An 11,505-nucleotide genomic window follows, 5' to 3' on the forward strand; every position below is an offset into this window, starting at 1 on the left:
AATCCGCCGAGAAACCGGCGTTCCCGCTGCCGACCACACGGCCTTCCTCACTCCATGTACGAGCAAGTTTCGGCGGATAGGGTTCCCGGCGTCGCGATCTGCCAATCCGCGGCGGAACCGGTTTGCATTGCCCAGCTCGATGCAGCGCAGGACTTAAGGCCGAGATTGATGAACCGACAGAGCCACGCACCGTCCCGGGAAGCGATCGTTGCCAATGCGATGCATCCGGTGGTGCGCGAACTGCGTCTTGTCGATATCGCCGACTACATAGCGTTCATCCGGCTCGAGCATTTCGCTTCGCTGTCCGATATCGTCGATTCCTCGGCGGAACTCTATTTCATGCCCGGCACGCTGCGGCTGGGGCATGGCGGCGAGGCGGATGTAGGCTGGCAGGGAAACCCGCGTGTCGTGCTCGACCTGGAGCTATGCCCTGAGGGGGCGAGGGTCTATTTCCAACTCACCATGACTGCGCTCGATGCGTCGATCGAGATCAACTACGTAGCGTTCGACAAGCCCCACGACGATCCGCAGGCCGATACGGATTTTCTGGCCTCAGCGCTGGACCGGGCGCGCTTTCAGCCGTTGACCCTCTCATAACTCCTCAGCCGATCAGGCCGAGGCGGAGCGCCTTGGCGACCGCATGCATGCGGTTGACCGCGTTCAGCTTCTGCGCCGTCTGGGTCAGATACTGGTTGGCCGTGTGCACTGAAAGCTTCAGCTGCCGCGCGATCTCCTCGCTGGTGCAGCCGGCCGAGGTCAGCCGCAGGCATTCCAGTTCGCGCCGCGAGATTGCCGGCGCGCGTTCGGCCTCAGTCCGGCGGATGCGGTAGACGGCCTCGAACAGCGAAAAACAGCGGCCGTGAAATTCGTGGATGCTGTCGGCCTCAGCCATCAACTCCGTGCCGGAAAATACGACGACGCCGCTCTGGCCGCGCTCCGTGTTGACCGGGAAGGCCAGACCGCTCGTGCTTATGTCCGAAGCGCCGATGCGGGGAGCGAAGGGCAGGTCCTGCATCACATCCGCGAAGGCGGCATTTTTTCCCCACCAGCATGGCGCGGTGGAGGCTCGAGCATGCCGCGCCAGCTGTTTTCGGTCGATGCCGGCGAGCTGAGGAGCGGCGCGGCAGAATTCCGGATAGTTCGAATCGAAGCACGCCGTCATGGTCACGCCTTCCGACGAGACGTTGAGCATATAGACGCCGAAATGCTCGGCATTGAGGTCGGTGGCGATCCAGCGGCAGTGGCGGACGGCGTCAGGCAGCTTGCCGGTCGCCGATGTCTGCGCAGGCACCTTGACGCCCAAGGGCGCAGTGTTCTGCTCGACGATCGGTGCGCTGAAGAGCCGGCGTTTCAAATGATTCCGTTCCTGATTGCCGTGGCGATGGCCATGGCACGATTGCTGGCGGACAATTTCTGGATGGCGTGGGTGATGTAGCTGTTCACCGTGTTGGACGACACGCCCAGGATCATCGCGACATCGTCGGTGGTCTTGCCTTCCGACACCCAGAACAGGCATTCGCGCTCTCGGTCGGAAAGCGGGTCCTGCAGGCGCGAGGCGCTGAGCAGTTCGGGCATTTGCGACAGCGCATAGCAGCAGTTGAACTGGATCTTCGACAGCTTTGCCGGGTCGATGATGCCGGCATCGGCGGAGGAGAGCAGCAGGAACAGACGCTGGTGGCCGATATGCAGCCGCAGCGAGAAGATTTCGCCATGGCCGAGCACGTCGAGCATGCGCGCTTCTTCGCTGTCGAGGACGCCGTCTATGGTTCCGGGCTGCGCCGTGGTCACCGATTGCGGCCGGATGCCTGGACCGGTCGCCAGCGGCCCCTGCGCCAGGGCTGCAATGAGCGCATGGCCCGCGAGCTGTATGGCGTCGTAGATCCAGTTGGAGGAAACGATCTCCGGTTGCGGTCCGTCATGCGTCTGATGCATCGCCAGCAGCAGGTAGCAGTCGGCCTCGACCTCTTCGCAGAGCTGCATGAGGAACGCTGTGAGGTCGCCGCGGCCCGCAAGCCGCCCTCCCACCTTGGTTCTGTCTGATCGCTGAGCCGTGGCTGTCATCTCTGCTCGCGGACGGAATCCATTCTCGACCGACGCGGGGGTATCCCGCGGCCGGCATGCACTGCGTTTGTTTTTTACGAAAACCCGACACGGACGCCGAGATCGGACGAATCCCGACGTACAACGCGAAGCCATCCGCGCCCTGAACCGGAGCTATCCGGCATCCCAGAGTTCTGAAGGTCTCGCCGTCCGTCCCCGGGATCGGCTGATTCGTCCTTAATCTAACCTCTCGCGAATCCGACATCAAACAGGAATTGACAAAAAGTGGATTCGGAGTCCGTCCGCAGACTCAGCGGCCGGGAAATGCGCTGCTTCCAACTGATTTTTTGCGCGGGTAAAATTTCGTCCTTGAATGGCGGACGCGAGCCGGGCAATGAATGCGTCTGACACCAAAGTCTGGGAGAGACGCATGAAACGGTCGAAGGTCAACGAGATTCTGCGCGAGAGCGACGCCTTCATTCGCTCCTTCGGCTATATCATGCCGCCCTTCGCCTACTGGACCCCGGAGGAGCTGATTTCCCGCCGTCCGGAAGGCATTATCGGCGCGCGGCTGGGCTGGGACATTACCGACTACGGACGCGGCAAGTTCGACGAACTCGGCCTGTTCCTGTTCACCGTGCGCAACGGCCGCGCCGAGGACCTGACGCGCGGCACGGGCATGCTGTACGCCGAAAAGATCATGATCTCGCGCAAGGACCAGATGTCGCCGATGCACCGCCACAATGTGAAGGCGGAAGACATCATCAACCGCGGCGGCGGCAAACTGGTGCTGGAACTGTTCATGTCCGCTCCCGACGGCAGCGTCGACCCGGAGGCCGAGGTCGAGGTGCCCACCGATGGCGTGGTGCGCAAGCTCAAGGCGGGCGGTCTCCTGAGTCTCGATCCTGGCGAGAGCGTTACCCTTCTGCCGGGCGTCTGGCATGCTTTCTGGGGCGAGGGCAAGGATGTGTTGATCGGCGAGGTTTCCACCGTCAACGACGACCTGACCGACAACGTGTTCAACGAGCCGATCGGCCGGTTCTCCAGCATCGAGGAAGACGAGGCGCCGCTGCACCTGCTCGTCTCCGACTATGACAGCCGGATCGCCTGAGCTCAGAAAATCTCGCGCAGGATGTGGTCGTGCAGCAGCTGGCCCGCCGGCGACAGGGTTCGGTTGCGCATCATGATCAGGCTGTAGGGCTGGACATTGATCTCGAAGGCGGTGGGCAGGATTTCGATCCCGCCCGCCAGACCGCTCTTGCTGTTGATGAAATTCGCCACGTCGAAGGCCACGGGCGCTATCGCATCCGATTGCGCCACCATGACCAGCGTCAGAAGCAGCGAGCTGGTGTTGAGAACGCGGTCGGGCAGGCGTGCGTTGCGGCTCATGAAAATGCCTTGCATGGTCTGGCGCAGCAGCGAGCCGCCGGGCTGGAAGACCCAATCGTAGTCCCCCAGCCCTTCGATTTCGACGGTGCGCCCGTCGGCCAGGGGGTGCCCCCGGCGGACGATGAGGCAGGCCTTTTCCACGCCGATGATGCGGCTTTCGAACAGGCGCGGATCGAGATCGTCGGGCACGCGGGCGATGATGAAATCGTGCCGCGCTGAAATCAGCTCGCGCGCCAGCACCGAGCTGGTTTCCACCTGAATGTTGATCTCGATGCGCGGATAGCGCTGCCTGATCTTGCGGATTGCCGGCACCACGATCTCGACGGCAGGCGCGGTGACGGCGCCGATGAACACCGAGCCGCCCTTGCCCTGCTTGAGTTCGCCGATCTCGCGCTCGACCTGCTGCATTTCCAGAAGGATGGTGCGGCCGCGCCGCGCCAGCGTCGCGCCATAAGGCGTGAGCGCGATGCCGCGCGGCAGCCGCTCGCAGACCTTCACCCCCAGGATCGCCTCGATCTCCGACAGCATGCGCGATGCCGCCGGCTGGGAGATGTTGAGAATCTGGGCGGCTGCGCTCAACTGCCCGTGCTCGTCCAGCGCGACCATCATATGCAGGTGCCTGAGCTTGAGGCCGCTGCGCAGCAGGGTCTCGCTTTCCTCGACCGGCGCGTCGCTGGTCTCGCGATGCTTCATGCCGCCCATTTCGTGCCTCCCCGCTGCGTTCGATTATCACCGTCTTATACCAAATCCGGTATGGTTGCAGCGCATCTTTGCATTTGACAGTTATGCCAACCTCCCCGATTTTCGGCGTGTCGTGACAACCGGTCGGTTTGGGCTTCGAGCCTGAGCAGGTAGCGGTGCGGCGCGATGTATTGGGAGGTCAATACACGCAACGAATTTTCGGTATCGCGCCTGCCTCGGGCGGAATTTGCGTGCGTGCTTTCCGCACGCCTAAAGGGAGAGAAAACGTGAGGATCATCAAGACATTCGTGGCTGCGTTGTCGATCGGTCTTGCCGCCATGACCTATTCGGCATCGGCACAGGACAAGGGCACCGTCGGCATCGCAATGCCCACCAAGTCGTCGCTTCGCTGGATCAGCGACGGCAACGAGCTGAAGGCCGCTCTGGAGGCAAAGGGCTACACCGTCGACCTGCAATATGCGGAAGACGACATCCCCAACCAGCTCGCCCAGATGGAGAACATGGTCACCAAGGGCTCGAAGGCCCTGGTCGTCGCTTCGATCGACGGCACGACCTTGTCGCAGGTTCTGCAGCAGGCGCATGATGCCGGCGCCATCGTCGTCGCCTATGACCGCCTGATCCGCGAGAGCCCGAATGTCGACTATTACACGACCTTCGACAACTTCAAGGTCGGCGTGCTGCAGGCCGAATCGATCCTGAAGGGTCTCGGCTATCCGGAGAAGCAGGGTCCGTTCAACATCGAGCTGTTCGGCGGTTCGCCCGACGATAACAACGCCTTCTTCTTCTATGACGGCGCCATGAGCATCCTTCAGCCGCTGATCGACAAGGGCGTTCTCGTCGTCAAGTCCGGCCAGATGGGCATGGAAAAGGTCGGCACGCTGCGTTGGGACGCCGCTGTCGCCCAGGCCCGCATGGACAACATCCTGTCGGCCAACTACTCCGACGGCAGCCGCGTCGATGCGGTTCTTGCACCGTATGACGGCCTGTCGCGCGGCATCATCTCGTCGCTGCGCGGTGTGGGCTATGGTTCGGGCGACCAGCCGTGGCCGATCATCTCCGGCCAGGACGCCGAAACGCCTTCGATCAAGGCGATCATTGCCGGCGAACAGTATTCGACTGTGTTCAAGGATACGCGCGAACTGGCCAAGGTCACCGCGGCGCTCGTCGACACCGCTCTGTCGGGTGGCAAGCCTGAGATCAACGACGAAAAGACCTACAACAATGGCGTGAAGGTCGTCCCGTCCTACCTGCTCGAGCCGGTTTCGGTCGACAAGAGCAACTATGAGCAGGTCGTGGTCGAGTCCGGCTACATCAAGGCGGAAGAGCTGAAGTAAGCCAGTTCCGTTCCTTCTCCCCGCCTGCGGGGAGAAGGCATCACGAAGTGACGGATGAGGGGCCGCGATGAATTTTCGTGATTCACGCCGACCCCTCATCTGCCTGCCGGCATCTTCTTCCCGTGAACGGGGAGAGAACAGCTCCGGGGTAACAGCATCATGAACGACACCATTCTGGAGATGCGCGGCATCACCAAGACGTTTCCCGGCGTCAAAGCTTTGCAGGACGTCAATCTCGATGTGCGTGCAGGCGAAATCCTCGCCGTCGTCGGCGAGAATGGTGCGGGCAAGTCGACGCTGATGAAGGTGCTCTCCGGCGTCTATCCATTTGGCGATTATTCCGGCGAAATCCGCTATTTCGGCCAGGAAAACCGTTTTTCAGGCATCCACGACAGCGAGCGCGTCGGCATCGTCATCATCCATCAGGAACTGGCGCTGGTGCCGCTTCTGTCGATTGCCGAGAACATTTTCCTCGGCAATGAGCAGGCGCGCTTCGGCGTCATCGACTGGAATCTCGTGCGCACCAAGGCCGCGGCGCTGTTGCGCAAGGTGGGCCTGCGCGAAGACCCCGACACGCTCGTCACCAATATCGGCACCGGCAAGCAGCAACTGGTCGAGATCGCCAAGGCGCTCGCCAAGGACGTGAAGCTGCTGATCCTCGACGAGCCGACCGCCAGCCTGTCGGAGAAAGACAGCGAGGCGCTGCTCAACCTGCTGCTCGAGTTCAAGGCGCAGGGCATGTCCTGCATCCTGATCTCGCACAAGCTCAACGAAGTGAAGAAGGTCGCAGACCGGGTCACCGTCATCCGCGACGGGCGCACCATCGAGACGATGGACAAGGACGCCATCACCGAGGATCGCATCATCACCTCGATGGTGGGCCGCTCGCTGGAAGACCGCTATCCGGCGCGCACGCCGAAAATCGGCGAGACGATCTTCGAGGTGAAGAACTGGGTGGTGCACCACCCGATCCATCCCGAGCGGCAGATCATCAAGGGTATCAATCTCAATGTCCGAAAGGGCGAGGTGGTCGGCATCGCCGGGCTGATGGGCGCGGGCCGCACCGAATTCGCCATGAGCGTGTTCGGCCGCAGCTATGGCACCGGAATCAGCGGCGAGGTCTACCTGCACGGCAAGCCGGCGGATACATCGACTGTCGGCCGCGCCATCGACGCGGGCCTTGCCTATGCCACCGAGGACCGCAAGACCTACGGGCTGAACCTGATCGACCACATCAAGCACAATGTGACGCTTGCGCATCTGCAAGGCGTGTCCAGATCCGGCGTCATCGACGACATGGCCGAAGTCAAGGTCGCCAACGACTATCGGCGCAGGACCAATATCCGGTCCTCGAGCGTCTACCAGATCACCGGCAATCTTTCGGGCGGCAACCAGCAGAAGGTCGTGCTGTCGAAATGGCTGTTCTCCAAGCCCGACGTGCTGATCCTGGACGAGCCGACGCGCGGCATCGACGTCGGCGCCAAATATGAAATCTATGGAATCATCAACCAGCTGGCCGACGAAGGCAAAGGCGTTCTGGTCATCTCGTCGGAGATGCCGGAACTGCTCGGCATCTGCGACCGCATCTACGTGCTAAACGAGGGCCGCATCGTCGGCGAACTCGGCCGCGAGGAAGCCAGCCAGGAGAAGATCATGCGGGCCATCGTCCGTGGTGAAGAAAGGGCAGTCCAATGAGCACGGAAACCGCACCGTCCACCGTCAATTCGGGCAAGGCTTCCATGCAGGACGCCATCAAGGAGAACCTGCGCGAATACGGCCTCGTTCTCGCCCTCGTCGTCATCATGCTGTTCTTCGGCTACATGACCAACGGCATCCTGTTCCTGCCGGTCAACCTCACCAATGTGGTGCTGCAGAACTCATACATCATCGTCATGGCGCTGGGCATGCTGCTGGTCATCGTCGCCGGTCACATCGATCTGTCGGTGGGCGCGGTGGCGGGCTTCGTCGGCGCCGTGGCCGCGATTCTGATGGTCGATTTTGGCGTGAACCCGCTGCTGGCCGGCCTGCTCTGCATCGCGCTGGGCGGCGCCATCGGCGGCGTGCAAGGCTATTTCATCGCCTTCATGAAGATTCCGTCCTTCATCGTCACCCTGGCCGGCATGCTGGTGTTCAAGGGGTTGCTGCTCAACGTGCTGAGCGGCCGTTCGGTCGGTCCGTTTCCGCCGCTGTTCCAGCTTCTGAGCGCCGGCTTCATCCCCGACGTGATCGGCCGCTGGACCATCGTTGCGCCGACGCTGAATGCCGCCGGAAACCCCATGCCCGGAACGGGCATCGTGCTGCATTCGACGACGATGGTGATCGGTGTGCTGATCGTCGCCGTGATGCTCTATTTCGCGCTCGCCAGCCGCAGAAGCCGCGAAAGCCACGGCTACAATGCCGAGCCCTTCGTATTCTTCGTGCTGAAGAACCTGGTGCTTGCCGGCATCATCCTGTTTTTGATGTATAAATTCGCATCCTTCCGCGGCCTGCCCAACGTGTTGGTCGTCATGGGCCTGCTCATCGGCGTGTTCGTCTTCGTCACCAAACGCATGACTTTCGGTCGCCGGATCTATGCCATGGGCGGCAATGAGAAGGCGTCGAAGCTGTCGGGCATCCATACCGAGCGGCTGACCTTCATGATCTTCGTCATCATGGGCATGCTGGCGGCCCTTGCCGGCCTGATCTATTCCGCCCGCCTGAACATGGCGACGCCGAAGGCCGGCGCCGGCCTGGAACTGGACGTCATTGCCGCCGTCTTCGTCGGCGGCGCATCGGCGCTGGGCGGCGTGGGCCAGGTCATGGGTGCCGTTATCGGCGCCTTCATCATGGGCGTGATGAACAACGGCATGGGCATCATGGGCATCAACATCGACTGGCAGCAGGTCATCAAAGGCCTCGTGCTGCTCGGTGCCGTCGCCTTCGATCTGTACAACAAGAAGAAAGCATAAGCGGACAGGCGCGGCGGTTTCGCCGCAGCCCAAGACAGGGTCCGCCGCGCCAAGCGTCCGGACACTGCCCTGACAGAATGAGAACACCCGGTCCGGATGCCCGATGGTCTCCGGCAAGAAGAATTTTTGCCCGCGCACAGGCGGAGGAACGAAAGGAAAGATGATGCTGATCTCACAGATCATGACCCAGGACGGCAAAGTCCGTGTCGCGGTTCGCGACGGTGCGGACGCGCATTTCATCAACGATGCGAAATCGGTCTATGCGCTTGCGCTGGAGGCGATCCGCGGCGGCATTGGGCTTAAGGAGATCATCCAGACGCGCGGGCTCGGCGAGAGTGTCGACATCGCAGCCGCCTATGCCGAGGGCAGGATGCTGGCACCGATCCGCCACCCCGATCCCGCGCATCTGCATCTGACCGGCACGGGCTTGACCCATCTCGGTTCCGCGTCGACGCGCGACGCCATGCATAAGAAGCTCGATGCCGCGGGCGAAGAGCAACTGACCGATTCCATGAAGATGTTCCGGATGGGCCTGGAAGGCGGCAAGCCGTCCAACGGGGCTGTCGGCGTGCAGCCGGAATGGTTCTACAAGGGCAATGGCACGATGATGGTCGAGCCCGGCAAGGCGTTGTCTTCGCCCGGCTTTGCGCTCGACGGCGGCGAGGAGCCCGAGATCGCCGGCATCTATCTCATCGGCGACGACGGTACGCCGTTCCGCATCGGCTTTGCGCTCTCCAACGAGTTTTCCGACCATGTGACCGAGCGCATCAACTATCTCTATCTCGCCCATTCCAAGCTGCGCAATGCATCCATCGGCCCTGAAATCCTGGTCGGCGACCTGCCAGAGGACATTCGCGGCATGTCGCGCATCCTGCGCCAGGGCGAGACCTTGTGGGAAAAGCCGTTCCTGTCGGGCGAGACCAACATGTCCCACACCATAGGCAATCTCGAGCATCACCATTTCAAATACGACGTCTTCCGCCAGCCCGGCGACGTGCATGTGCATATGTTCGGCACTGCCACTTTGTCCTTCGCCGATGGCGTCAAGGTTGAGGAAGGCGATGTCTTCGAAATCGAGGCGACCGATTTCGGCCTGCCGCTGCGCAATCCTCTCGCCGTCGCCCGCGATGCGGGTGTCGTCGTCGTGCGGGCTTTGTGAGGAACGACATCATGGTTGACAGAAACGATATGCTTGCACGCTACCCCAGTCTCTCAGGCCGGCCGGTGCTGATTTCCGGCGGCGCCACCGGCATTGGCGAGGCGCTGGTGCGCGCCTTCGCGGATCAGGGCGCCAAGGTCGGCTTCGTCGATCTTGCCGAGGCCGAGGGGACCGCGCTCGCTGTCGAATTGCAGGGGCAGGGGCATAGCGTCGCCTTCCGGCGTTGCGACATCGCCGACATTGCCGCCTACCGCACGGCCATTGCCGAGATCGAGGCCGAGCATGGGCCGACACTGGCGCTGCTCAACAACGCCGCCAACGACACCCGTCACGACTGGCGCGACGTCACGCCCGATTATTTCGACGCCCGCGTCGCGGTTAACCTGCGGCATTCGTTCTTCGCCATCCAGGCGGTCGCGCCCGGCATGATCGAGGCGGGTCATGGCGCCATCGTCAATTTCGGCTCGGTGGGCTGGATGATGGCGACAGGCGGCTATCCCGCTTATGCCGCGTCGAAGTCGGCGGTGCAGGGCCTGACGCGCTCCTTTGCGCGCGACCTCGGCAAGCATGGCATCCGCGTCAACACACTGGTGCCCGGCTGGGTGATGACCAAGCGCCAACTCGACCTATGGGTCGACGATGCCGCCAATGAATTGATCGACCGCAGCCAGTGTCTCGCAGACCGCGTTCTGCCCGACGATATCGCCCGCATGGCGCTGTTTCTGGCGTCTGACGATTCGCGCATGTGCTCGGCGCAGAATTTCATCGTCGACGGCGGCTGGGTGTAACCCAATTCAGTCGAAGCGATATTCCGTCACCTGGCTGTAGACTTCGCCGGGCCTCAGAACCGCGCCGGCAAAGTCGGCGTGGTTGATGGCGTCGGGGAAACGCTGCGGCTCCAGGCACAAGCCGCCGAAGCGGACGCTTTCGCGGCCGCCGCGCAGCGGATGGGGCAGGGGCAGTCCGGCGCCGTCATAGAATTGCAGCCCCGGCTCCGTCGACCAGATTTCCATGGCGGTGTCGCCCTTGCCGCCTTCGAGCCGCGCCACGCGATGGGGGCGCTCGGCGGGCTGCATGGCGAGCACGAAATTGTGGTCGTAGCCTTCATGATGGCTTGCATCGCCCTGGCCGATGCTGCGCGGTTTGCGGAAGTCGAAGCGAGTGTCTTCCACGGTGGCGATCTCGCCGGTGGGGATGAGCGCGTCGTCGACGGGCGTGTAGCTTTCCGCCGGGATCGTCAGCCGGTGGCCGAGAATGTCGCCCTCGCCGTCGAGGTTGAAATAGGCGTGGGTGGCGAGGTTCACCAACGTCGGACGGTCGGTGCGCGCCTCAAGCGCGATGGTCAGCCGTGTTGCGCTTGCCGTGTAGCGGCAGGTTACCTGCACCGCGCCGGGATAGCCCTGGTCGCCGTCGGGCGAGGTCAGCGCCAGAAGCACGAAGTCGTCGTCGGCCTCCAGCACGGTCCAGATGCGGTTCCAGAACCCGTCCGATCCGCCATGCAGATGGGTTGCGCCTTTCTCGTTGAGGTCGAGCTGGTGGGTCTGGCAGTCCAGTTCGAAGCGTCCGCCGGCGATGCGGTTGGCGCATCGCCCCGCCACGACGCCCAGAAACCCCGGCGTGTCGCGATGCCCTTGCGGCCCGTCAAATCCCAAGATCACCGAGCGCCTTCCGCCGCCGGCAACCGGCACGAGAAGATCGGACAGGGTAGCGCCCAGCGTCAGGATCTTCGCCTGCAGCCCGCCCTCCTTGCCGATCGTGATGGTCTCGACCGCCGTGCCGTCCCTCAACGTCGCGGATATCCGTCTCATAGCTCCCCCCGTGCGATTCGCGACACAGTGTAGCGCGGAGCGCGGAAATCCTCACCATCTTGTCACGCGTGCAGCTGCGTAACGTCGATTGGTCCTAGCGTCAGACCTGTGCCTGGACCGATGCT

The 11,505-nt window shown here is 62.7% G+C and carries 11 protein-coding genes; 7 read left to right on the top strand and 4 right to left on the bottom strand.

The window, feature by feature from the left end:
- The first annotated feature begins 168 nt into the window (after positions 1–168).
- On the top strand, positions 169–597 hold the full coding sequence (locus tag ICI42_RS07275) for a hypothetical protein (RefSeq protein ID WP_188163898.1): 429 nt from the start codon (positions 169–171) through the stop codon (positions 595–597).
- Positions 598–601: 4 nt separating this feature from the next.
- Here the strand turns inward: ICI42_RS07275 and ICI42_RS07280 are convergent, their stop codons facing one another.
- Both ICI42_RS07280 and ICI42_RS07285 read right to left on the bottom strand, forming a co-directional pair.
- Positions 602–1,354 carry a helix-turn-helix transcriptional regulator gene (locus ICI42_RS07280; protein ID WP_230980215.1) on the bottom strand — a complete coding sequence of 251 codons (753 nt, stop codon included), beginning with the start codon at positions 1,352–1,354 and terminating at the stop codon, positions 602–604.
- Positions 1,351–2,061: a helix-turn-helix transcriptional regulator gene (locus tag ICI42_RS07285; RefSeq protein WP_188163899.1), complete on the bottom strand. Its 711-nt coding sequence runs from the start codon at positions 2,059–2,061 to the stop codon at positions 1,351–1,353. Before ICI42_RS07285 ends, ICI42_RS07280 begins: the two co-directional genes overlap by 4 nt.
- Positions 2,062–2,470: 409 nt before the next feature.
- On the opposite strand from ICI42_RS07285, the gene ICI42_RS07290 reads away from it, so the two are divergent.
- Positions 2,471–3,151: a D-lyxose/D-mannose family sugar isomerase gene (locus ICI42_RS07290; protein WP_188163900.1), complete on the top strand. Its 681-nt coding sequence runs from the start codon at positions 2,471–2,473 to the stop codon at positions 3,149–3,151.
- Between the two features lie 2 nt (positions 3,152–3,153).
- Here the strand turns inward: ICI42_RS07290 and ICI42_RS07295 are convergent, their stop codons facing one another.
- Positions 3,154–4,131 carry a LysR family transcriptional regulator gene (locus ICI42_RS07295; RefSeq protein ID WP_188163901.1) on the bottom strand — a complete coding sequence of 326 codons (978 nt, stop codon included), beginning with the start codon at positions 4,129–4,131 and terminating at the stop codon, positions 3,154–3,156.
- 317 nt (positions 4,132–4,448) lie between these two features.
- Between ICI42_RS07295 and chvE the strand changes: the two genes are divergently transcribed.
- The 5 genes from chvE to ICI42_RS07320 all read left to right on the top strand — a co-directional run bounded on the left by chvE (position 4,449) and on the right by ICI42_RS07320 (position 10,360).
- Positions 4,449–5,465: a multiple monosaccharide ABC transporter substrate-binding protein gene (chvE, locus tag ICI42_RS07300; protein ID WP_210317086.1), complete on the top strand. Its 1,017-nt coding sequence runs from the start codon at positions 4,449–4,451 to the stop codon at positions 5,463–5,465.
- Between the two features lie 159 nt (positions 5,466–5,624).
- A complete protein-coding gene (mmsA, locus tag ICI42_RS07305; RefSeq protein ID WP_188163903.1) occupies positions 5,625–7,160 on the top strand; it encodes a multiple monosaccharide ABC transporter ATP-binding protein in 1,536 nt (511 codons plus the stop codon).
- The gene (gene mmsB, locus ICI42_RS07310) at positions 7,157–8,413 is read left to right on the top strand and encodes a multiple monosaccharide ABC transporter permease (protein WP_188163904.1); all 1,257 of its coding nucleotides are present in this window, start codon (positions 7,157–7,159) and stop codon (positions 8,411–8,413) included. The genes mmsA and mmsB overlap by 4 nt, the downstream gene beginning before the upstream one ends.
- 163 nt (positions 8,414–8,576) lie before the next feature.
- Positions 8,577–9,572, top strand: coding sequence for an AraD1 family protein (gene araD1, locus ICI42_RS07315; RefSeq protein ID WP_188163905.1), 996 nt, complete (start codon positions 8,577–8,579; stop codon positions 9,570–9,572).
- A gap of 11 nt (positions 9,573–9,583) precedes the next feature.
- Positions 9,584–10,360, top strand: a complete 777-nt coding sequence (locus ICI42_RS07320; protein WP_188163906.1) for an SDR family NAD(P)-dependent oxidoreductase — start codon at positions 9,584–9,586, stop codon at positions 10,358–10,360.
- 6 nt (positions 10,361–10,366) lie between these two features.
- Here ICI42_RS07320 and ICI42_RS07325 read toward each other — a convergent pair whose 3' ends face one another.
- Positions 10,367–11,380, bottom strand: coding sequence for an aldose epimerase family protein (locus tag ICI42_RS07325; RefSeq protein ID WP_188163907.1), 1,014 nt, complete (start codon positions 11,378–11,380; stop codon positions 10,367–10,369).
- Positions 11,381–11,505 lie beyond the last annotated feature (125 nt).

This window comes from Oryzicola mucosus (genome assembly GCF_014534685.1).
Classification (GTDB): domain Bacteria; phylum Pseudomonadota; class Alphaproteobacteria; order Rhizobiales; family Rhizobiaceae; genus Oryzicola; species Oryzicola mucosus.